Raw genomic sequence first — 21,736 nt, forward strand, 5'->3', positions numbered from 1 at the left:
GTACCGGGCCCCGCGCACTTAAGGTGAGGGTCATTGGCCGCCTGAGCACAACAAAAACAATGATTAGCCTGACTCCCAACGATTCTAACGGTCAGCTGGCGCAAGGCTTCAAGCCCCGCCACGTGACTATGTTGTCCATCGCCGGCATCATCGGCGCGGGGCTGTTTGTCGGCTCCGGACATGCCATCGCCGCAGCGGGGCCAGCGGTGTTGCTGGCTTACCTGTTTTCCGGCCTGCTGGTGGTGCTGGTCATGCGCATGCTGGGGGAGATGGCGGTGGCACGCCCGGACACCGGCTCGTTTTCCACCTACGCCGACCAGGCCATCGGCCCTTGGGCGGGGTTCACCATCGGCTGGTTGTATTGGTGGTTCTGGGTGCTGGTCATTCCCATCGAAGCCTTGGCCGCCGGGCACGTGCTCAATCAGTGGTTCCCTCAGGTTGATGCGTGGCTGTTTGCGTTGATCTCAATCGTGTTGCTGGTGATCACCAATCTGTTCAGCGTGGCCAAATACGGCGAATTCGAATTCTGGTTCGCCATGGCCAAGGTGATCGCCATCGTCGGCTTTATCGGCCTGGGCTTCAGCGTACTCATGGGCTGGATCCCGGATCGCGAAGCCAGCGGCTTGAGCCGCTTGATGGAAGAGCATGGCGGGTTTGCTCCCAACGGCCTGTCGGCGGTGGTAGGCGCGTTCATTACCATCATGTTCAGTTTCATCGGCACCGAAGCGGTGACCATCGCTGCAGCAGAATCGAGCAACCCGGCGCAGAACATCGCCAAGGCTACCCGCTCGGTGATCTGGCGCATTGGCGTGTTCTACCTGTTGTCGATCTCCGTCGTGATTTCCGTGGTGCCCTGGAACGATCCGCTACTGGCGTCCGTGGGTTCCTATCAGCGTGCACTGGAAATTATGAACATCCCCAACGCCAAGTTCATGGTCGATGTGGTGGTGTTGATCGCGGTAGCCAGTTGCATGAACTCCTCAATCTACATTTCCTCGCGCATGTTGTTTTCCCTGGGCAAACGCGGCGATGCGCCACCGGCACTTAAAATCACCTCAAAGGCGGGCGTGCCCAGGGCTGCGGTGATCGCCAGCACCATCATCGGTGCGGGCGTTACGTTGCTGAGCTACTTCATGCCGGCCGGTCTGTTCCAGTTCCTGCTCGCCAGCTCCGGCGCCATCGCGTTGTTGGTGTACCTGGTGATCGCTATCTCGCAACTGCGTATGCGTCGCTTGCTGCTTCGGCAAAACGTCGAGCTGACCTTTCGCATGTGGCTATTTCCCTGGCTGACTTACCTGGTGATCGTGTTCATCTGCCTGGCCCTGGGGGTGATGATGGTGACGCCCGAGCACCGCACCGAAGTGTCCTCGACCATTGGCCTGGCGTTGGTGATTTCCTTTATCGGCCTGGTCACATCGCGCCAGCACAACCGGGCACCCAAGCCGGTGGCGCTGGAACAGTCCTGATCACGCCTGCGGGGTAGCGGTGATGGAAACCGAGGCACCTGTTTGCCAGACCATCGGCTTTTTGCTGCTGGACCAATTCACGCTGATATCGCTGTCGTGTGCGGTCGAGCCGCTGCGCATGGCCAACCAATTGGCGGGCGAAGAACTCTACCGTTGGCAAACCCTGAGCCTGGACGGCCAGCCGGTGTGGGCCAGCGATGGCGTGTCGGTGACCCCGGATGCGTGCGCCCAGGACCAGCGCGGCTTCGATGCAGTCATTGTGTGCGGCGGCGTGGGCATTCAACAGGCTATCAGCCCTGCGCTCATCGCCTGGTTGCGCAGCCAGGCGCGCTTGTACTGCAAACGTCTCGGCGCGGTGTGCACCGGCAGTTGGGCACTGGCCCAGGCGGGGTTGCTCGATGGCTTCCAGTGCAGCGTGCATTGGGAGCTGATGGCGTCGATGCAGGAGGCGTTTACCCGCGTCAAGGTCAGCTCCAGCGTGTTCACCCTCGATGGCAACCGCTTTACCAGCTCTGGCGGCACTGCCCCGCTGGACATGATGCTGCACCTGATCGGCCGCGATCACGGGCACACGCTGTCGGCGGCGATTTCCCAGATGTTCGTGTACGAGCGCATTCGCAACGAGCGCGACCACCAACGCGTGCCGCTCAAGCACCTGCTCGGCACGCAACAGCCCAAGCTGCAAGAAGTGGTCGCCCTGATGGAAGCCAACCTGGAAGAACCCATCGACCTCGACGAACTGGCCGCCTACGTGCACGTGTCCCGCCGCCAGTTGGAGCGCATGTTCCAGAAGCACCTGTACTGCACGCCATCGCGCTATTACCTCAAACTGCGCCTGACCCGTGCCCGCCAGTTGTTGATGCAGACACCCATTTCGATTGTCGAACTGGCGGTGATTTGCGGCTTTGTGTCTACGCCGCATTTTTCCAAGTGCTACCGGGATTTCTTCGGCGTGGCGCCCAGCGATGAGCGCTCGGACATGCGCCTGCATCCGCCGCCTGCGTTACGGCCAGAGGGGCAATCCCTGGCCCCGCAACAGCCCAGAAATACACTGGAGCAGGCGCGCGACGAGCCGACGTTTGCTACGGTGCAGATTCAAAGGCGATAGGGCTTGGGGCTTGCCCGAATGCCAGTAGGAGCGAGCAAGCACGCTCCTACAGAGGGCAATAAGCCTCAGCGCTCAAATCCACTGGTCATTCAACGCGGTACGCTCACCGCCTTCATGCCCGGTATTCAAAATGCCCCTTGGCTCGATCATCATCAGCCTGGCTTCACCTTCGGCGGCGGTCCTGTGCTCAATGCCACGCGGCACCACATACAACTCACCCGGCTTCACATACACCGGGCCATCCGGCAGGTCGATACGCAACGTGCCTTCAAGCACCAGGAACGCTTCATCGGTTTCGGGGTGCGAATGCCAAATGAATTCACCCTCGATACGCACCACCTTAAACTGGTAGTCGTTCATTTCGGCGACCACTCTTGGGCTCCATTGCTGATCGATGAGCGAGGCTTTGTGCGTGAGGTTTACAGGCTGGGTGGGATGTGGGCGTTGAGTCATGTTGGATCCTCTTTTCGAAGGCCTTAGCGTATCCAGATGCTGATCCGAGGGCTTGTACGATCCTGCACAAGTGATGTGGATCAATATTTATAACGGTTTAATGTTTACGGCGACTTATTCATGTCGTAATTGAAGTCATGCCGAAATCGTTGAAGTCTTCGCACAAAAAAATAAGGGTTGTAATAGTTGGGCAGCGCTCTGAAAGCCCTGGCGTTTTTCTGCATTTTCCGAAATGGCGTGAAGTCGTCCGAGAGATGAAAAAATTATTGCTGGACATTAGATGTTACTTTCAGTGAGCAAGGAGCAATGATTCTCCGATAATTAACCTTATGAAGGTATTGTTATGAACACTGATAAAGTTCTAGTGTTACGCACGTGTGCCAATAATATGTCCGATCACTGCGGCCTGATTTGGCCGGTCTCCGGTGTTGTGGAGTGCAAGTATTGGAAACCCACCCGAAAAGTCGAGAATGGCTTGTCTGGACTGCTCTGGGGCAAGGGCGCGAGTACCCATCTGAATATGCAGCCCGATGCCCGTTGGGTGGTGTGTGAAGTGCTTGCTCAAGAAGTTGTTGTTCTGGATGCGAGTGAAGGCGTTAAGTTTCCTCGTGCTGAAGTTGTACATGTCGGCACTCGAAGTAGCGCAGCGCGTTATATCGTTGAGCATATTGCTGATTATCCCTTGTCTGCGGTGGACTTTGTTGAGGTGGACGCCTCTACACAGATACCTGTAGAGGTGAACGCGACGGTTGCAGTGTCGTTGCCAGTGACTGAAAGTGTGTTTGATATTGCCAGGCCCGTTGAGAGTGTTTCGTCATCAACCACATTAGAGACTGCCACGTACGGCAGTACATTGACTGGCGCAAACCAGAGCCAACTTATTGCCGGCTACGGTAGTACTGAAACTGCTGGCGACCAAAGCACCCTGATTGCCGGCTATGGCAGCACCGGGACATCAGGCTCTGATAGCTTGATCATCGCCGGCTACGGCAGCACCCAAACCGCCGGAGAAGAAAGCTCGCTGACGGCGGGCTATGGCAGTACCCAAACGGCCCAGGAGGGCAGCGACCTCACCGCGGGCTATGGCAGCACCGGCACGGCAGGTTCGGAAAGTTCACTGATCGCCGGCTACGGCAGCACCCAAACCGCCGGAGAAGAAAGCTCGCTGACGGCGGGCTATGGCAGTACCCAAACGGCCCAGGAGGGCAGCGACCTCACCGCGGGCTATGGCAGCACCGGCACGGCAGGTTCGGAAAGTTCACTGATCGCCGGCTACGGCAGCACCCAAACCGCTGGAGAAGAAAGCTCGCTGACGGCGGGCTACGGCAGTACTCAAACGGCACAAAAAGGCAGCGACCTCATCGCCGGCTATGGCAGTACCGGCACGGCAGGTTCCGACAGCTCGTTGATCGCCGGTTACGGCAGCACCCAAACCGCCCAACAAGGCAGCACGCTTACGGCTGGCTACGGCAGTACGGGCACCGCGGGCGCAAAAAGCTCGCTGATCGCGGGCTACGGGAGTACCCAAACCGCAGGCTATAAAAGTGTCCTTACCGCAGGGTATGGCAGCACCCAGACAGCCCAGGAAAACAGCGACCTGATGGCCGGTTATGGCAGCACCGGCACGGCGGGGTATGCCAGCACCCTGATCGCCGGCTACGGCAGTACGCAGACCGCTGGGCATAGCAGCACCCTCACCGCAGGCTATGGAAGTACGCAAACCGCCCAGGAAGGCAGCTCGCTCACCGCCGGTTACGGCAGCACAGGAACCGCCGGCCCCGACAGTTCACTGATCGCCGGTTACGGCAGCACGCAGACAGCCGGGCATGAAAGTACCCTCACGGCAGGCTATGGCAGCACCCAGACTGCCCAGGAAAACAGCTCGCTCACGACCGGCTACGGCAGCACCTCTACGGCGGGCTTCCACAGCTCATTGATCGCGGGCTACGGCAGCACCCAGACCACCGGTTATGAAAGCACGCTGACCTCGGGTTACGGCAGTACCCAAACCGCGGAGTACAACAGTTCCCTTACAACCGGCTACGGCAGCACCCAAACCACAGGCTATAAAAGTACGCTGGTAGCGGGTTATGGCAGTACTCAGACGGCCGGTTATGAAAGCACACTGACGGCGGGTTATGGCAGCACACTCACCGCACTGGACAGCAGTTCGCTCACCGCCGGTTATGGCAGTACCCAGACCACCGGATTTTCCAGCTCGTTGATTGCCGGCTACGGCAGCACGCAGACCGCGGGCTACGAAAGCACGTTGACCGCCGGTTATGGCAGTACTCAAACCGCCGAGCGCGACAGTACCCTCACCGCCGGATACGGCAGCACCGGCACCGCAGGCCAAGACAGTTCGTTGATCGCCGGCTACGGCAGCACGCTCACCAGCGGCATTCGCAGCTTCCTGACGGCCGGTTATGGCAGCACCTTGATCAGCGGGCTGCGCAGCGTGCTCACCGCCGGTTATGGCAGCAGCCTCACCTCCGGCATGCACAGCACCCTCACGGCTGGATACGGCAGCAACCAAGTGGCGAGCCACCGCAGCTCATTGATTGCGGGGCATGGCAGCACGCAAACTGCCGGGCATAAAAGCATGTTGATCGCCGGCAAAAGCAGTTCACAAACCGCCGGCTACCGCAGCACCCTTATTTGCGGTGCCGACAGTACCCAAATGGCCGGTGAACGCAGCAAGCTTATCGCTGGCGCCGACAGCATCCAGACCGCCGGCGATCGCAGCAAACTCCTGGCCGGCAGCAACAGCTACCTTACCGCCGGAGACCGCAGCAAACTCACCGCTGGCAATGACTGCGTGCTGATGGCGGGCGACCGCAGCCGGTTGACGGCCGGTAAAAACAGCATCTTGACTGCGGGGGCCCACAGCCGGCTCGTTGCCAGCCTCGGCTCGACCTTAACGGCGGGAGAGCATTCCACGCTGATATTTCGTTGCTGGGACGGCAAGCGCTACACCAACGTCGTAGCGACGACAGGAAAGGACGGGGTAGAGGCTGACACGCCGTACCAGGTGGATGAAGATCGCAACGTAGTGAACAAAGCCCAAGAGTGATTGGCAGATTGCAGGTGTGTGATAAGTAGTTTTTAACAAACGGCCAGCTCCTTCGCCTCGTGGAATAGATGCCGTGGGTCTGCGCAACGCAGTATCCAGGGTGAGGGAGCTTGCACCTTAGACGCTCCAGCCCGCTATTCCTGGCTGAGCATTCTAGGGGGAGCCAAGTCATGGGGAGGTCCCGGTGCGCATTCCCTATGGGAATGCAGCACATAAAATTAATGCATTTTTCTTACTGCCACGGTTAACGTAATTTGCGTCAAGGCCACGGAGAACCGCCTTGAACTCATCCTCATCCAATCCTGCTGACAAATTCGATACCTCAAGAGCCAACGAGTACGCACGACAAAGCCGTATCGCGTTGGCGGGCTATGACGCGTGCCAGGATCTGGCAGCCTGCATGCTCGCGGCAAGCCTTGGTGATGCCCCTTCGGCCAAGGTACTTGTGGTCGGCGCCGGCGGTACGGCGCAGGAGATCATCGCCATGGCCAGCCTTGAACCGGAATGGCGCTTCATGGCGGTTGATCCCTCCCAGCCGATGCTCGACGCGGCAAGGCAGCAGTTGGAAGCCAACCACTTGCTTGATAGAACCACCCTGCATCTCGGGACGCTTGAAGACCTGGCAGCAGACGCATCATACGACGCCGCCACCTTGATCGGTGTGCTCCACCATCTGGAGGGTGACGACGCCAAGGCCCGAATGCTGCGATCGATTCGGGCGCACCTGAAACCGGGGGCACCGCTGATCGTCGCGGGCAATCACTATGCGTATGCCAGCCAGCCGTTGCTGCTGGCGGCATGGGGCCAACGGTGGCGTCAGCATGGCGCCACCCCGGACGAAGTGAAGGCCAAGCTCGGCAAAATCCTTCAAGGCGCCGACCCGCCACATTCCGAGGCCGCAGTGCAGAAGCTGTTGCACGACGCTGGCTTCGGCGACGCGACCCGTTTCTTCAGCAGCCTGTTCTGGGGGGCTTGGCTGACGTGTAAGGTGCAATAGCGAAGTCAGCAACCCGTGGCACGATTCAGATCGCCCGGAGAGTAGCCAGCCGCCGACGCCAATCGCCGCCATGCCGAAGGTGGCATTCCTCTTCGGAATCGAAACTGACGCAGCGGGCGATGTTCGGGACGTGCACGTCAGCGTCATTCAGCGCGGCGGTAGTCAGCTCGCGCATACGTACGTCCGCCCCGGTCGCGAGGGCGTGAGCCTTGCTCGCGACGCTGTCGAACACCCAGATCACCCGCAGGCTTTGGGGGAAGGCGCGGTAGTCGACGGTGTGGGTCAACCAGTCGAAGCCCGGGATTTCGGCCTTTGCGATCTCGCAGGCGTCGGTCAGGGCTGCGATGAGGCGGCGTTCGATACGGGCGTGGTCGCGTGAGGCCGGGGGCATAAAGGAAGTCCGTGAATCCTGGGAGTGGGTTGGGGCGCTGATCAGAGCATAGCTATCTACACAACTTCGGCACGACGCTAAATCTGTGGCAAGGCAGCTTGCTCCCGTGACGGCCTGACAGCCGGCGCATATCCATCTGACGCTCCGAAATCCAAATGTGGGAGCTGGCTTGTCGGGTCGCCGCATCGCTGCGAAGACGGCCTGCCAGCCGACGCCAATCTACCTGACCCCCCACGATCCAACTGTGGGAGCTGGCTTGCCTGCGATGACGGCCTGCCAGCCCACGCCAATCTACCTGACACTCAGCGATCCAACTGTGGGAGCTGGCTTGCCTGCGATGGCGGCCTGCCAGCCGACGCCAATCTACCTGACACCCCGCAATCAAACTGTGGGAGCGGGCTTGCTCGCGAAGGCGGCCTTATAGGCGACACAGCTGTACCGAGTACATATCCATTCCTGCGGTAACGGCCACTTAGGGTTCCGCCCTGACGGCGGCTCACTTTCGAAAAGCGCGAAAGTAAGCAAAGCGCTCTTGCCCCACCACTCGGCATCTCGCTTAGGCTCGGTGTGCCCGAACACAGTCTTGAATCCGTGGGCCGCCGCCCCGCGCCATCCATGGCGCGGGGCGGCTAACCCGGCGTCCTGCCGGGTTACCCACGAATTCAAGCCTGCGTTCGGCCAGCGTGGTTTAACGGGGCGCCTGAGATCAAAAGCAGATCAAGATCAAGATCAACAGCGGCTCGCTTCGCATCGTGGTTACCGTTGAGCGCTACAGAGTTGTGTAGATACCTATGCTGATCAGAGCGGGCGCTATTGAAGCGAAGGACGCAACCGTTGCCACTCATTCCAGCAATCCTCGGCAACGATATCCGGGTAACCCCGTTCTTGTTCCATCGCCAACGCGGTGGAGAAGGTTACCGCAATGCAAGTGGCCTGGTCGCGGATATTGCACACTTCGACTTCGCTGAGAGGTGCGCCTTTTTTCGATTCGGCGGCGGTCAGCACGGCGGCCAGGGCGGGTACGAAAACCAGGCAGAGGGGCTCGGTAGACATCAGCTTTTTCCTGAGTGGGGTGGGGCGCTTATTGTTCAGGGTTGATCAACGATCTCAACGTATGGTCCTCCCAAACGCCAGCGATTTTTAGATAGGCTCGCGCATGTCCCTCCTTCTCAAACCCCAGCGACTCCAGAAGGCGTTCACTCCGCACATTGCGGGGCAAATGATTGGCCATGATCCGGTGAAGACCCAACTGCTCAAAACAGTGTCGGTTAGTGACCTGAAGCGTTTTATTCATCAAGCCGCGACCTTGGGCAGATTCCGCCAACGAAAAGCCGAGATGACAGGCCTGAAAAACGCCCCTCACAATGTTCGTGTAGTTACACCGCGCTAGAACCTCTCCGCTTTCGGCAAGCAAGAGGAAACACAGAGCGTTGTCAGCCTGCATATTGTTGACCTGCTGCTCGACCCTGGCCTTGGCGTTGCCCGTGGTGAAGTATTCCTCGTCCCTGAGCGGCTCCCAGGGTTGCAGATGCTTGCGATTGACGCGTTCGTAACGGCTGATCCGCTCGAAATCGTCACATGCCAATGGCCGAAGGCAGTAGCCCTCAACGCAATACTCCATAAGCCCCTCCAGATTTACCAATGGCCCCATCTCACTGCGTAGCCGCAAAGAATAGCGCCGCTGCGCGTAAAGCGACCCCTTTCATGGCAAACAGGTCTACCATGCCAGCCCCGGCAGTGGTTTCACTCGCTCCCGAACTCCATTTTTCAAGGTAGCGATAATGTCCATCGACCAGATCTCCCTCCCCAAAGGCGTCGGCCCCCACGCCGCCAAGCTGCTTGACGCCATTACTGGCGCCTCCACCCATGAAGAACTCAACCGTGCTGGCGGTAAAGCCGAGGGTTTTGTGCTGGGGCTGGAGGCCACCAAGGCGATCAAAAGCCAAATCGCAGAGTCGCTGTATGTGGCGTATGACGACGCGGCGAGCAATCGGGCTGGTGAACTGAAGGGCTAGTACCAGTCAGCCCATGGTTCCGGAATGAGCGCCAATCGCCGGAATAGGCTGACGAACATAATAATTGTCGAATTCACTGCTTTCGATGAACTGGAAGCCATGGCGGGTATAAAAGCGATTCGAAGCGCTTTCTTTGAGAGCCCCTACTTTGATAGGAAGCGCAGCCGCATCCGCCTCTTTGAAAATCTGAGAGAGAACAGCAGACCCTACCCCTGACCCTTGCGCGCTCGGCCTGACATACAAGTGGTCGAGCAAGAGTTCATGGTGGTGACGTTTCACCACTACGAAACCCACCCGCTCTCCAGCTGCCTCGATATAGCGTGTGTCGCGAGCTTCAAAGCCGCCAACAAACCGCTCCCGCGCACGGGCTGGATCAAATCGCCCAACACGCTCCAGGCTTTCGCGCATGGCCTCGATTCGAATGGCTACAAGATTATCCAAGTCGCGTTGTTGAACCGGGACCAAACTGATGGGGGAATTTTGATTGGGTGCGACGGGCATATTGGGTGCTCTAGCTACCATCCTGGGGGCTCAGTATAGAGAGCCTGATACTGATGAAGCGACCCGCATGGTATGTTCAGGGCATACATGGAGTAACGGCCCCCAGGAAGGAAATTGCAATGCCAGTGGACACCCACGCGATCCGCATTCTCTCGCAACGCCTGAGCATCGAGCCCTTCTGCGAGCAGGACGCTGTTGAGTCGTTCTCTTGTATCTCACCGTCTCTGACTCGCTACATGTCCTGGGAACCGCCTGCCTCACTGGAAGAGTACGCGCAAGTCTGGGGGCAGTGGCTGCCTGCGATAGCGGATGGCAGCGACATCGTGTTCACAGTCAGGGAGCGGGTAGGTGCTCGTTTTACCGGCTTGGTCGGGCTGCACCATACCGGCAGTGAAACACCGGAGTTGGGGATCTGGATCCGTGAAGATAAACATGGGTTGGGCTTTGGGGGGGAAGCGGTGCGGGCGGTTGTTCAATGGGCTAGCCAGTGGGTGGCAGCAAAGCACTTCATTTACCCTGTTGCGATGCAGAACCGTGCGAGTCGACGTATTGCTGAAGCTCTGGGGGGAGTCGTCATCGAAAGGCGGACGGCGGAAAAATATGATTCGGTTGTGTATCAGATACCGGGGGGTTAGCTCTGGGCATCGGGTTTGCGATTGCTGGCCTGCACGAACGGCAGAAATCGGCCATTAGCGGACGTTGAACTACGTCCGCTGAACCCCAAACCTGAATATCGGCTTGGCTCAGATTCAAATTCAGATTGAGCAAATCCGCCTCTCACCCAACCGCTCTACCAACCTGATGAGATAACCGTCGGGATCCTGGACGATGAATTCGCGCTGGCCCACTCCAAGATGGGTTAGATGCACCAACTATAGTTCGGTGCCACGAGGGGATCGTGGCGAGCATCATGATGCAAGGGCGGGAATTATAGTGACGCGTTGATGGCTGCTATTGGTCGAAGAGATTCTTGCACGCAGCTCACCTTTAGGCCGGTGGGCATCGATCAGACACGCTCGGGTGAGCTGCGATCGAAGCGCGTCAGGTCATAAAACATTTTTGGGGTGAACCTGCCAGCGGTTCGAATACGCATATACTGTGCGTATTGCGAATGGTAGCAGTTTGATATTGCCGGCTAAAGGTTGTGTAACTTCGATGAACAAGACTGATCTGCTTGAGTATTTGAAAGAGACCAGTTCGGAAATGACCCGAGCCAATATAGATGAAGCTGTTCTGCTGCATTTCGATTTGGTCATGGAAAGCTATCGAGAAAAGCCTTCGTTTTATAAAAATTTGTTGAAATATGACCGATTCATGGTTGCCCTGTCTTTATTGAGCTTCAGCTACAAAGACGAGAAAGTTCCTTTATCCAGAGTAAAGGCATTCTGCTACGAACGTGGCTATATGTCTCGAAATAGCCTGGATTCTTATTGTTCATTTTTGTCCCTTGCCGGATATCTGGATGTTCGGTTACATGTGCAGGACGGGCGTCAACGTAGTTTCCGACCTACGGAAAAAGCGCTAACCAATACCGTGCAGCTAATCAAATCTTATTTGCTGCCTTCGCAGATGATCTCTCCATACGACAGTGGGTTATCGGTTGTGGGGAAGAATGTTGATCTATTGCGCGTATTTTTTCGAGGGTTTGCCAAGATACTTGAAGGGGACTTCCTGCTCGACAAGCTGTTGCCTGAAGCGAAATGGATTCTCAATCGGGACGGCGGTCATCTGCCGATGCTCGCACTCTATGCCGATGCCCTGCGCACCGGCTCGTTAGAGACCGGCTACAACGTATCCTCTTACGTGGAGCTTTCATCGCGTCTGGGCGTGTCCAAAACACACATGCAGCGCATGATCAAAGAAGGCCAGTTACAGGGCTATTTCAAATGCGACAAACGTTTGGTGGGGTTGAGTCCGGCCTTTCTCGAATTGATGCGGCGGGCCATGTCAATCTACTTTGCAATTGCCCGTGTCAGCATGGAGTTGGGAGTTGATGAGAGCGAAGTAGGAAACGAGCCTGGCGGTATTCGCTGTGTGTGAGCGTTAGCGCGAGTTCGCTTGTTATTTTGGGGAGCGATTTCATCACTAAGCAATGTCCTTTTTGTTGTAATTTTTATGCCGGAGTTCAGCGTGTTTAATCGCCAGTTGAAGAATGCTCTTTTTACCTGCCAAGAGCAATTGTGCCTGGCGCTCGGGACAGTCGCCGACGTCGAAGCGGTGTTTCTTTCAGTTCGTGTCGATGGAGCTGGCCGGATTATCTCGGCCAACCAGCGGTTTGCGCAAACGCTGGGATACTCGCTGGAACAGCTTTCAAAAATGGTAATGAGTAACATCAACGCGCAACCGCAGAATGATTTTGCACCCAACCTGTGCGCCATCGAACGGCAACGCTATCGTGCCTCCGACGGCCGTGCTGTGACACTCAATATAGGCTGGATCGCTGCAGCGAACCGGACGTTTCAAGGCTACGGCATGGTTGCACCTGCGCTGGCGCGGGACGAACAGGAGATTATCGAAATGTTCAGCGCACTGAACCGCTCGATGGCGATGATCCAGTTCAGTCTCGCGGGTGAGGTCGTCCACGCCAACGAATCGTTCGTCCAGGCGATGGGTTACAGCCTTGCGGAGATACAGGGCAAGCATCACCGTCTGTTCTGCCTGGCGGAGGACGTGGCGTCGGCGCATTACGACGAATTCTGGAGGAGTCTGAACAAGGGCGTGTTTAACGCTGGTCGCTTTCGCCGGGTAGATAAAAGCGGAAAAGTGGTTTGGCTGGAGGCCACTTACAATCCCATCAGAGACGCTTCCGGTCGGGTTTATAAAATTGCCAAATTCGCCAGCGTAGTGACCGAGCAAGTTGAAAAAGCCGACGGAATCAAACAAGCAGCGACCATGGCTTACGACGTGTCGCTAGATACCGATGTGAAAGCTAACCGAGGGATGGAACTGGTCGCCGACTCCGTGCTCGGCACACAGAATATTTCCCAACAGATGGCCTTGGTGACCGACAGCATGACCGCGCTTGAATCGCAGTCGCAGTTGATCGCTTCCATCGTCGACACGATCGGCGCCATTGCCACCCAGACCAATCTCTTGGCGCTTAACGCCGCTATCGAAGCTGCACGCGCTGGAGTGCATGGACGAGGATTCGCTGTCGTGGCGGATGAAGTGCGCAAGCTCGCCGGCCGTACCAGTGCGGCCACCCAGGAGATTAACGGTGTGGTCAGGCAAAATCGAGAATTGGCCGGCGAAGCCGCGTTGCATGTCCAGTGCAGCAGAGACCAAGCCAACGTTTTATTGGAACTGTCCGAACAGGCAGGTATGGCGATGGCAGCTATCCAGTCAGGCGCAAAGCAAGTAGTGAAAGCCATTGGTAGAGTCACCAGCGATCTGTATTGAACGCTTTATCTGCGTCGCGGTAACGCCTCCTCCTTTGGTGAAAGCAATATGGAAGTTTTTGCGTACGGTTTTTCCGATTGATAACAGGAATTTGGATGCCAAAGCACACTTAATTCATTGATTAGGTATTGCCCAGACGTTGACATCACATTCAGGCCGTTTCGGAAAAGGAGTTTAGGGATGCCGGCGACTTTCAAAATCAGACCAAGAATGCGTACACTGCTATCACCAGCGGTAACCAAGATTGAAATGGCGGGAATTGTTTCCTGGCTTTGTGTGTTGCTGATTGAGCCTGCGACAACGTTAAATCTGTTAAATATGTTGGTTACAGCATCGTTGTTGGTTATTTGGTACGTTCATCGCGTAGTTGCTGATTTTCGCATATGGAGAATGCTCGGCGGCGTGTATATATTGATTTTGTCACTCGGCTTTGCGCATGTGATTGACACCAATGTGCAGCTGCGCGTCTTTACGCTGCCCCTAGCTGTGATCATCGTGGTAAGCAGTGCTATCTTATTCGTCACGGTTCAGGACTATCTTCTCTCTACATTGCTGGTCTGGATACTGATGTGGCCCAATTTGGACGTTGGCTTTTACCGGGAACTGGAAGTTTATCTGGTCATTTTTTGCGTTGCTTCCATGTCCATAGGGTTTACTCTCAGCTTTACCTATCTAAGAAACATGCGCTCAGTGTTGTTGGTCGAAAGTGAATTCAGGACATTGGCGGAGACGGATTTTCTCACATCCTTACTTAATCGACGGGCCTTTATGGGGTTCTTCCAAAATGCATTGGCAGAAGGCCGCAGCGGCTACTTTATAATGTTGGACATTGACGAATTTAAATTAAAAAACGATCAGTACGGTCACGATGTCGGTGACAAGATTTTGTGTGCCATGGCCGCGTGCCTGAAATCCACCCCTGGCAGCCACAGTGTCGGGCGGATTGGAGGTGAGGAATTCGGTGTCTTGTTGTTGGGCGAAGATGATGCGGTTGCTCATGAGTACGCATTGCGCCTGCTGGGCAACATCCGTTGCAGTGTATTGCCTCCGCATCAGTTCACTTGCAGCGCGGGCGTCGCGCAGTTCCGAGCGACATCGGACATGTCCGCAGTGCTCAAATGCGCCGACAGCAATATGTATAAAGCGAAGCATGATGGTAAGGATCGGGTGTTTCAGGATGGAAGGCAGGTCAAACCGCTACGTCCTGTAACTACGTAATTAAGGTTTGACTGGAGGACGTCTGTGAAAATCGTTTTCGAAGAAATCGAATCTCCCCCTTGCTGCTTGCTTACTCTGGGCACCTTCACTTTAATGTTCCAGAACCGCTCAGAGGCTGAAAGCTTTCTCAAGCTCCTGATGGGGGCGCAGACATCGTTTAGCCCCAATCGCTGAACGTCTGCTTCTGGCCGATTGCTGCCCTTCGTTGAGGGCAGGTTAGCGTCGGATGCTCTCCTTTGCCTCGTAGCATTCGATCACCGCCCAACTCAGTTTGTGACGGTGATCGTCGCAATCGTTATTCCTTCTCCAGCTCTGCAATACCTCTCACCGGATAGATCACTTCATGGGTGTCCAGATTTCGAATCTCGGATTCGATAGTAATGGTCGAGACCTGACGCCCCGGGGGCCCATTGATGTCGTCGCGGGTGGTGAAGTCCACGACATATCGCTGGCCTGCGCGGAATTCCACATCGCGAGCACCGAAGCCGCACTTGGCGCCACCGGTACCCAAGGCATTCATCGATACCCAACACCAGCTCAAGGAGTGTTTGCCTGGGGTCAAGCGCAGTGCCTGCTTGCCGGAAACGTCAAGGATTGAGCGCCGCCCGGAACCCTCTAGTAGTTGGTCGTCCACATGCGTGGCCAGCAGCAATCGATGGAATTTTACTCCCAATCCGCGAAAACGGGTGGTGGCGAAATACACCACTGGCGCATTGGCCGCGTTATTGGACAGGTCATATGGCGTCATCAACTCCGGTGCCCAATCGCCTTGGTAATCCTTGTAGTGGTAGTTGGAACAAGCGGTTGTGAGACCGACAATCAGCAGAACAGCTGGGAGTTTGAGATACGACAGAAATGACGACGAGCGCGTTATTCTTCCTTGTTTAACGAGTTGGTTAGGATACCGCATCGCGAAGCCAGCTAGTACTTGAGCGGATTAGGAAACTCATCGCCCATCAGTTTCGAGCCAGCGAAAGTACAAGCGCACTTTTAAAGCAGTCGTCGCTCTCGTCATCGCAGAGGGCTTTGTGCTGAGGCTGAATCCACCAAAGCCATCAAGCGCCAAATCGTCGAGTCGTTGTATGTGGCTTACAACGACGCGACGAGATCATCGATCTAATGAATTGAAGAGCTGATCATCAGCCAGGGCAGGGCGCTTCGCGGTCCAGGAGTCTGGCGGTGAGGAGTACGCCCAGTTCGCTCAGTTGGTGTATGGCGAGGGCGATGTCGCGGTGTTTGCCGTTGAGGTCTTCGGACAGGTCGAGCAGCAGGGTGCTGACGCTGGTGAAGGTTTCGTAGCTGTTGGTGATGAGGGTTTCGTTGCTGGTGTTGGGGGCGACGGTGAAGAGCGTTGTTGAATCTGCTTTTGGCATGAGTAGACATCCTGAGTGATGCCACCACCTTTCCGCTGCTAAACAGTGGGTGGCAGCTGTACGCAGGTTAGTAGACCGGTGGATATCTAAAGCCGGCGCGCCCGAAGACGCCCTACGCACAGCCACCATCAAGCACAGACGCACTGTCTGATTGATGAAACTCATGCACTAATAGATACCCAAGCTCAGGCTACTAAACCCGAATCACTGAACAATTCAGCGACCGAGCCACCTTAGAGACGGCCACCTCAGCGCACAAGCCGGCGGATTCTGACGCAGGCGTAGGCAATGGAGCAAGGCGCGGCAGGGGAATCGGATTTTGCCTTCAGGCGCTGCGTGATCGTTTGGGTTTTTCGCGAGCAAGCTCGCTCCTACAGGAGTGGGTTGTTATCAAGGTGCGGGTAGCTGGACAATAGAGGCCGACGAGCCAGCAACGAAGCATCAGATGTGCGAACGTTTGGTTCGCTCGGCTGGGCTCCACGAACTGCAAGATTACTGATCGGAAAAAAAACCAATGCTAGGGAAAGTCAGCAGTAAACATCTTGTCTGGGCCGCAGTCGCACTTTGCGCGACGCTTCTATCCGGGTGCGCTACGTCACGCTACGACGGCAAGCACGCACCGGACCCGAGTAAGGCGATCATCGTGGGTTCGGTTGGTGAGAGCTTTCCGATGATGCAGCCCCATGGGCTGGTGGTTGAGATCAAGCAACAGGGAGCCCCGGGCACCGTATTACGGCTGACGACGCTGGGCAATGAAGATGATCAGCCATCCCCCTCTGTGCTGGGCCATTACTTCATATATGAAGTGCCACCGGGTGAGTATGAGTACACGCAGTGGCATTACGTGTATTACGCGGGTAAGTCGATGCCGCGCCCGGTGCCTGCGGTTTTCTCGGTGAAGGCCGGGGAAACTCTCTATATCGGTGATCTGCGCGTCGATGCCCTGCGCTTTTGCCTGTCAAACGTGAACAATGCCGAGGACACGGTGCAGGCGCTCAAGCGCAAGTACCCGATGCTCAAGGACCGGAACATCGTGAATCTGACGCCGAAGAGTGGTTTTGCGCCTTGGCCGAGTTCTGATGCCACTGACTTCGGTAAAGGGCTGTGCACGATTTGAAGCCGGTACCGGTGACAGTCATCGACCCCAACGCCCATTGATCCACGTTCAAGGAATTCATGCATGAAGCGCTCTACGCTACTTTGGGCCAGCCTGTTCGCAGGCCTGGTCTCACTGACCGGCTGCATCAGCGGTCCGGACCTCAAAGGCCAACCGTTCTTCACGTCACCGGCTGAACCTCGTGCGGATGAGGCCACGGTTTACTTTTATCGCACGGCGGCGAGCATCGGTGGCGGGGTCGCCCCGACTATTCAGGTCGATGGCCGCACCGTCGGCAGCTTGCCTTCCGGTAGTTTTTTCAAGGCCGGCATTCCCGCCGGCAAGCACAGCGTTGCCTCCACCTCGCCACCGATCATCAGCGGTATGGTTAACCAGCGTTTCGATATCACCGTTGAGAATGGCAAGGTGTATTACATCGCCGATCAACTCAGCACCTCTGACTACAAGGATGGACAGACCTTGGGCGAAGTCGACGGCCGTCGTTTCAGCGGAACAATGTTTTACTCGCGCTACGCGCTTGTGCCTGCCGAGGAAGCGCTGCGTTCTATCAAGTGGTGCCAGGAGCTGCCGGCAACCGCACGGTAACCCCCCGCCCCACTTCATCAACATCCAACTCGCCGAGTCGTTTTACGTGGTTTAGGAAGACGCGGCGAGTGGCCGAGCTATTGAGTGAAGGGATAATCATCAGCCAGGGCAGGGCGCTTGGCGGGCAAGCTTGCTCCTACAGGAGTGCCATATTCAGGTGTTATGGTTGGCGCTGACGATGGAGGACTGAACATGACATTGACTGTCGACACCTTGCTCGAATTGGCCATGGCCAATCCTATCAACGCGCAAATCACCGCGCGCCTGCCGGATCTGGGTGTGCAGCAGTGCTTGCTCACGGCGGGCTGTTTGTTCCAGGCGGTGTGGAACCATCAGGCGAATCTGCCGGCGGCTCAGGGCGTGAAGGACTATGACGTTTTTTACTTTGACGAGGACCTGTCCTACGAGGCGGAAGACGCGGTAATTCGTGCGGCGCAGGTGCTATTCCAAGACCTGGGGGTGAATGTGGAGGTCAGGAATCAGGCGCGGGTGCACCTTTGGTATGGGCAGCGGTTTGGCCGGCCTTACCCGCAGTTGCATTCGGCCCGGCAAGGGGTTGACCGTTACCTGGTGGCGGGTACGTGCATTGCGCTGGATATTGCCTCGGGCGAGGTGTATGCGCCTTATGGCTTGGAGGATGTGGAGCAGGGTGTCTTGCGCATCAACCCTTTGCATCCGGAGCCGGCGCTGTTTTTGCACAAGGCCAGGAGTTATCAGGCGCGTTGGCCGTGGCTCAAGATTGTCGAGCCGGGCTGAGCCCCCGCTCACAAATCCAGTAACCCCCCGAGTACGCCGCAACCTAACACCACCAACCATGGCGGCAGCTTCCACACCATCAGCGCGATCAGTGCGAGCAACGCCAGTGCGGCGTCATAGCCAGTGAAAACCGCACTGGTCCACACCGGCTGGTACAGCGCCGCCAACAACAGGCCAACCACCGCCGCGTTCACCCCGGCGAGCGCCGCCTGGGTACGCGGGCTTTTGCGCAGGTCGGCCCAGAAGGGCAAGGCGCCGAAGATCAGCAGGAACGACGGGGCGAAGATCGCCAGCAGCGCGATCACCCCGCCAAGCCAACCGCTCGGGGCGTGGGTCATGGAGGCGCCGAGGAAGGCGGCGAAGGTGAATAGTGGGCCGGGCACAGCTTGAGTGGCGCCGTAGCCGGCGAGGAATACATCGTTGCTGACCCATTGGCTGGGCACCACTTCGGCTTGCAGCAATGGCAACACCACGTGGCCGCCGCCGAATACCAGCGCGCCGGTGCGGTAGAAGGCGTCCACCAGCGCCAGCGTGGGGTTGAGCGCCCATGCGGCGAGGAGTGGCAAGGCCACCAGCAACAGCAAAAACAGCATCAACCACAGGGCTCCGGTGCGGCGGCTGATGGCGATGGGCAGGGCGTCGGGCTCGGCACTGCTCTCGGGCTTGAACAACAACAGGCCAGCCACGCCTGCAGCCACCATGACCCCGACCTGAGCCCAGGCGGAGGGTTGCAGCACCACCACGCAGGCGGCGATCAACATCAACGCCACCCGTAAAACGCCTCGGCACAGGTTGCGTGCCATGCCCCACACGGCCTGGGCCACCACCGCCACGGCGACAACCTTGAGGCCGTGCAGCGCGCCATGGGGGAGGGCGCCGCCGTAGTGGGCCAGCCCCAGGGCAAACAGAATCAGGGCGATGGCCGACGGCAAGGTGAACCCGGCCCAGGCTGCCGCCGCGCCCCGGTAACCTGCTTGGGACAGGCCCAACGCGATACCGACCTGGCTGCTGGCCGGGCCTGGGAGGAACTGGCACAGGGCGACCAGTTCGGCATAGCTGCGCTCGCTGAGCCAGCGGCGGCGGGTGACGAACTCTTGGCGAAAATAGCCCAGGTGTGCAATCGGCCCGCCGAAAGAGGTGAGGCCCAGGCGCAGGAAGATCAGGAACACTGACCAGGGGCGGCTGCGGTGATCGGTAAGCTGGGGCAAGGGGATGTCTCGGGCAACGGTGCTGGATTTCGCCGACCATAACCAATTTTCATGACGCGTAGAAGCGCGGGTATTTTGCCGCCCCCATTGAATTTATCCGCGGTTGCTTGAGTCACTTAAAAGCAGTGTACTGTTTTCCATCCACTGGACCTCAAGGACCGACCATGACCTTTTTCATCTTCCTGCTTGCCTGCGCCGCCGCCGCCAGCACTGGCGTGATCTTCAAACCCGGCGCCTGGTACGAATCCCTGGTCAAGCCCAGTTTCACCCCACCCAATTGGCTGTTCCCAGTGGCCTGGACGATCATCTACCTGCTGCTGGCCTGGGCCGGTTACCGCTTGACCCTGATCCCCGGCAGCGAAATGGTGTTGGCCCTGTGGGCGGCGCAAATTGCGTTGAACACCCTGTGGACGCCGGTGTTCTTTGGTGCCCATCGGTTGTTCGCCGGGATGGTGATAATCGTGCTCTTGTGGCTCACCGTGGCAGCGATGGTGGTGCTGGCCGTGCGCCTGGATTTGATCACCGGGCTGATCCTGTTCCCGTATCTGGCGTGGCTGTGCGTGGCCGCGGCGTTGAACTTCTCGATCCTGCGCAATAACCGCTGATGGCCTACCAGCATTGGCCTGCCAGCGAGCCCGAACTGGCCCAGATGCGCCGCTTCAATCAGAGACTGGCGTGGATGCCGCGCTTTAAAGTACGCAACCGCGTGACGCCGCGTCTGATCCAGGCACTGCTACGCGCTAGCCAGACGTTCAAGAAGGCGCCCGTGGTTGAGCTGAAAAGGCTGGGCACGGTGCCCGTGCGCATCTTGCGCCCCAATGGCAGGCCCAAAGGCGTAGTGCTGGACATCCATGGCGGTGGCTGGGTGATCGGCAATGCGCAAATGGATGACGACCTGAACCTCGGCATGGTGAATGCGTGCGACGTGGCGGTGGTGTCGGTGGATTATCGGCTGGCGGTGGATACGCCAATTGAAGGGCTGCTGGAAGACTGCCTGACGGCTGCGCGCTGGCTCCTGGCGGACTGCCCGGAGTTTGCCGGCCTGCCGGTGTTTTTTGTCGGTGAATCGGCCGGCGGGCACTTGGCGGCGGCCACTTTGTTGGCGCTCAAGCAATGGCCCGAGTTGCTCCAGCGGGTAAGCGGCGCGGTGTTGTATTACGGCGTCTACGATTTGACCGGCACGCCCAGTGTGCGCACGGCCGGGCCGGGCACCTTGTTGCTGGACGGTCCTGGCATGGTCCAGGCGCTGCGCCTGCTGACGCCGGGGATCAGCGACGAGACGCGCCGTCAGCCACCGTTGTCGCCCTTGTATGGGGACTTTGAAGGGCTGCCGCCCGCGTTGATGTTTGTGGGTGAACTGGACCCGCTCAAGGATGACACCCTGCTGATTGCCGAGCGATGGCCAACGGTGGAGGCTCATTTGCTGCCAGAAGCGGCACACGGGTTTATTCACTTTCCGGTGGCGATGGCCGATCGCGTGTTGGCTTACGCTCGCCAGTGGATAACGGGCCGCATCCTTGGCGATGAGCGTTAGTATCGAGGCGGTGCAGGCCGCTGACATTCCCCAGGTGCTGAGCTTTGCTTTGCTGGCGCGGGATGAACTGTTTCCCACGCTCAGTGCCACCGGCGTGCCCCACGATCTGGCGCAGTTTGAAGCGATCTACCTTGAGGGGGGCGGACGGTTTTTGATTGCTCGTGCCGAAGGCCGGATCGTTGCCGCGGTGGCTTATCGGCCCTACGACGGCCGCTTCCCGCAGTTGAACTACCAGGGGCGCAAGACAGTGGAAGTGGTGCGCCTGTATGTGCTCCCGGCAGCGCGACGCTTGGGCCTGGCGGGCCAGTTATACCGCTCGCTGGAAGCGCTGGCGCGGGCCGATGGCGTAGAGATGATGTACTTGCATACCCATCCGTTTCTGCCCGGTGCGATTGATTTCTGGCGCAGGCAGGGGTTTGAGGTGGTGGATGTCGAGGCCGACCCGATATGGCAAACCACCCACATGCATCGGCCTCTGTAGGTGAAGTGTGGGAGGGGGCTTGCCCCCGCTAGCGGTGGGCCAATCACCGATGTATTTGCTG

The 21,736-nt window shown here is 57.9% G+C and carries 22 protein-coding genes and 3 pseudogenes; 16 read left to right on the forward strand and 9 right to left on the reverse strand.

The genetic code is table 11. The annotated features are described in order from the left end of the window. The first annotated feature begins 59 nt into the window (after positions 1 to 59). Together BT199_RS02070 and BT199_RS02075 are read left to right on the forward strand one after the other, a co-directional pair. Entirely contained in the window at positions 60 to 1,466 is a 1,407-nt protein-coding gene (locus tag BT199_RS02070) for an amino acid permease (RefSeq protein ID WP_014719199.1), read from the forward strand. A gap of 22 nt (positions 1,467 to 1,488) precedes the next feature. Beyond that, positions 1,489 to 2,574, forward strand: a complete 1,086-nt coding sequence (locus BT199_RS02075; RefSeq protein WP_032904108.1) for a choline metabolism transcriptional regulator GbdR — start codon at positions 1,489 to 1,491, stop codon at positions 2,572 to 2,574. Positions 2,575 to 2,646: 72 nt separating this feature from the next. Here the strand turns inward: BT199_RS02075 and BT199_RS02080 are convergent, their stop codons facing one another. Continuing rightward, positions 2,647 to 3,027, reverse strand: a complete 381-nt coding sequence (locus BT199_RS02080; protein ID WP_072433761.1) for a cupin domain-containing protein — start codon at positions 3,025 to 3,027, stop codon at positions 2,647 to 2,649. A 343-nt stretch (positions 3,028 to 3,370) separates the two neighbouring features. Here BT199_RS02080 and BT199_RS02085 point away from each other — a divergent pair, with 343 nt between their 5' ends. Then, entirely contained in the window at positions 3,371 to 6,100 is a 2,730-nt protein-coding gene (locus BT199_RS02085; RefSeq protein WP_072433762.1) for an Ice nucleation protein, read from the forward strand. A 280-nt stretch (positions 6,101 to 6,380) separates the two neighbouring features. Next, positions 6,381 to 7,097, forward strand: coding sequence for a class I SAM-dependent methyltransferase (locus tag BT199_RS02090; RefSeq protein WP_032904106.1), 717 nt, complete (start codon positions 6,381 to 6,383; stop codon positions 7,095 to 7,097). Positions 7,098 to 7,122: 25 nt separating this feature from the next. Here BT199_RS02090 and BT199_RS02095 read toward each other — a convergent pair whose 3' ends face one another. The 3 genes from BT199_RS02095 to BT199_RS02115 form a co-directional block, all read right to left on the reverse strand. Then, positions 7,123 to 7,488: a hypothetical protein gene (locus BT199_RS02095; RefSeq protein ID WP_072433763.1), complete on the reverse strand. Its 366-nt coding sequence runs from the start codon at positions 7,486 to 7,488 to the stop codon at positions 7,123 to 7,125. An 810-nt stretch (positions 7,489 to 8,298) separates the two neighbouring features. Beyond that, the gene (locus BT199_RS02110) at positions 8,299 to 8,541 is read right to left on the reverse strand and encodes a hypothetical protein (RefSeq protein WP_057700787.1); all 243 of its coding nucleotides are present in this window, start codon (positions 8,539 to 8,541) and stop codon (positions 8,299 to 8,301) included. A 28-nt stretch (positions 8,542 to 8,569) separates the two neighbouring features. Further along, positions 8,570 to 9,109, reverse strand: coding sequence for a GNAT family N-acetyltransferase (locus BT199_RS02115; RefSeq protein ID WP_072433765.1), 540 nt, complete (start codon positions 9,107 to 9,109; stop codon positions 8,570 to 8,572). A gap of 160 nt (positions 9,110 to 9,269) precedes the next feature. Here BT199_RS02115 and BT199_RS02120 point away from each other — a divergent pair, with 160 nt between their 5' ends. Further along, positions 9,270 to 9,503 carry a hypothetical protein gene (locus tag BT199_RS02120; protein WP_003192651.1) on the forward strand — a complete coding sequence of 78 codons (234 nt, stop codon included), beginning with the start codon at positions 9,270 to 9,272 and terminating at the stop codon, positions 9,501 to 9,503. Between the two features lie 6 nt (positions 9,504 to 9,509). On the opposite strand, the gene BT199_RS02125 is transcribed toward BT199_RS02120, so the two are convergent. Then, a complete protein-coding gene (locus BT199_RS02125; RefSeq protein ID WP_072433766.1) occupies positions 9,510 to 10,004 on the reverse strand; it encodes a GNAT family N-acetyltransferase in 495 nt (164 codons plus the stop codon). 119 nt (positions 10,005 to 10,123) lie between these two features. Between BT199_RS02125 and BT199_RS02130 the strand changes: the two genes are divergently transcribed. Then, the gene (locus tag BT199_RS02130) at positions 10,124 to 10,639 is read left to right on the forward strand and encodes a GNAT family N-acetyltransferase (RefSeq protein ID WP_072433767.1); all 516 of its coding nucleotides are present in this window, start codon (positions 10,124 to 10,126) and stop codon (positions 10,637 to 10,639) included. A 120-nt stretch (positions 10,640 to 10,759) separates the two neighbouring features. On the opposite strand, the pseudogene BT199_RS27340 reads toward BT199_RS02130, so the two are convergent. Further along, a pseudogene (locus tag BT199_RS27340) lies at positions 10,760 to 10,852 on the reverse strand (VOC family protein); the annotation flags it as partial. Between the two features lie 307 nt (positions 10,853 to 11,159). On the opposite strand from BT199_RS27340, the gene BT199_RS02140 reads away from it, so the two are divergent. The 4 genes and pseudogenes from BT199_RS02140 to BT199_RS02150 all read left to right on the forward strand — a co-directional run bounded on the left by BT199_RS02140 (position 11,160) and on the right by BT199_RS02150 (position 14,621). Continuing rightward, positions 11,160 to 12,044, forward strand: coding sequence for a hypothetical protein (locus BT199_RS02140; protein ID WP_072433768.1), 885 nt, complete (start codon positions 11,160 to 11,162; stop codon positions 12,042 to 12,044). A 75-nt stretch (positions 12,045 to 12,119) separates the two neighbouring features. After that, positions 12,120 to 12,851, forward strand: a pseudogene (locus BT199_RS27630) (PAS domain-containing protein); the annotation flags it as partial. Between the two features lie 186 nt (positions 12,852 to 13,037). Further along, positions 13,038 to 13,403: pseudogene (locus tag BT199_RS27635) on the forward strand (methyl-accepting chemotaxis protein); the annotation flags it as partial. A gap of 180 nt (positions 13,404 to 13,583) precedes the next feature. Next, positions 13,584 to 14,621, forward strand: coding sequence for a GGDEF domain-containing protein (locus BT199_RS02150; protein ID WP_003192619.1), 1,038 nt, complete (start codon positions 13,584 to 13,586; stop codon positions 14,619 to 14,621). 295 nt (positions 14,622 to 14,916) lie between these two features. Here BT199_RS02150 and BT199_RS02155 read toward each other — a convergent pair whose 3' ends face one another. Both BT199_RS02155 and BT199_RS02160 read right to left on the reverse strand, forming a co-directional pair. Continuing rightward, entirely contained in the window at positions 14,917 to 15,369 is a 453-nt protein-coding gene (locus tag BT199_RS02155; protein WP_232964678.1) for a hypothetical protein, read from the reverse strand. Positions 15,370 to 15,760: 391 nt separating this feature from the next. Further along, positions 15,761 to 15,994, reverse strand: coding sequence for a DUF6124 family protein (locus tag BT199_RS02160; protein WP_072433770.1), 234 nt, complete (start codon positions 15,992 to 15,994; stop codon positions 15,761 to 15,763). A gap of 643 nt (positions 15,995 to 16,637) precedes the next feature. On the opposite strand from BT199_RS02160, the gene BT199_RS02165 reads away from it, so the two are divergent. The 3 genes from BT199_RS02165 to BT199_RS02175 all read left to right on the forward strand — a co-directional run bounded on the left by BT199_RS02165 (position 16,638) and on the right by BT199_RS02175 (position 18,452). After that, positions 16,638 to 17,111: a hypothetical protein gene (locus tag BT199_RS02165; protein WP_256575922.1), complete on the forward strand. Its 474-nt coding sequence runs from the start codon at positions 16,638 to 16,640 to the stop codon at positions 17,109 to 17,111. A 63-nt stretch (positions 17,112 to 17,174) separates the two neighbouring features. Continuing rightward, positions 17,175 to 17,696 carry a DUF2846 domain-containing protein gene (locus BT199_RS02170; RefSeq protein ID WP_072433772.1) on the forward strand — a complete coding sequence of 174 codons (522 nt, stop codon included), beginning with the start codon at positions 17,175 to 17,177 and terminating at the stop codon, positions 17,694 to 17,696. 192 nt (positions 17,697 to 17,888) lie between these two features. Continuing rightward, positions 17,889 to 18,452 (forward strand): nucleotidyltransferase family protein, encoded by a 564-nt coding sequence (locus BT199_RS02175; RefSeq protein WP_072433773.1) that lies wholly within the window; start codon positions 17,889 to 17,891, stop codon positions 18,450 to 18,452. An 8-nt stretch (positions 18,453 to 18,460) separates the two neighbouring features. Here the strand turns inward: BT199_RS02175 and chrA are convergent, their stop codons facing one another. Then, complete coding sequence (chrA, locus tag BT199_RS02180) at positions 18,461 to 19,660, reverse strand: chromate efflux transporter (protein WP_072433774.1); 1,200 nt, start codon at positions 19,658 to 19,660, stop codon at positions 18,461 to 18,463. Positions 19,661 to 19,824: 164 nt separating this feature from the next. On the opposite strand from chrA, the gene BT199_RS02185 reads away from it, so the two are divergent. Genes BT199_RS02185 through BT199_RS02195 form a run of 3 tightly spaced genes read left to right on the forward strand, consistent with a single transcriptional unit; the run spans position 19,825 to position 21,675 of the window. Beyond that, on the forward strand, positions 19,825 to 20,265 hold the full coding sequence (locus BT199_RS02185) for a tryptophan-rich sensory protein TspO (protein ID WP_003192600.1): 441 nt from the start codon (positions 19,825 to 19,827) through the stop codon (positions 20,263 to 20,265). Next, positions 20,265 to 21,194, forward strand: a complete 930-nt coding sequence (locus tag BT199_RS02190; RefSeq protein WP_072433775.1) for an alpha/beta hydrolase — start codon at positions 20,265 to 20,267, stop codon at positions 21,192 to 21,194. Before BT199_RS02185 ends, BT199_RS02190 begins: the two co-directional genes overlap by 1 nt. Then, the gene (locus BT199_RS02195; protein ID WP_072433776.1) at positions 21,184 to 21,675 is read left to right on the forward strand and encodes a GNAT family N-acetyltransferase; all 492 of its coding nucleotides are present in this window, start codon (positions 21,184 to 21,186) and stop codon (positions 21,673 to 21,675) included. The genes BT199_RS02190 and BT199_RS02195 overlap by 11 nt, the downstream gene beginning before the upstream one ends. The last annotated feature ends 61 nt before the right edge of the window (positions 21,676 to 21,736 follow it).

The sequence above is a fragment of the Pseudomonas sp. NFR02 genome (assembly GCF_900119375.1).
In the GTDB taxonomy this organism is placed as follows: Bacteria; Pseudomonadota; Gammaproteobacteria; order Pseudomonadales; family Pseudomonadaceae; genus Aquipseudomonas; species Aquipseudomonas paracarnis.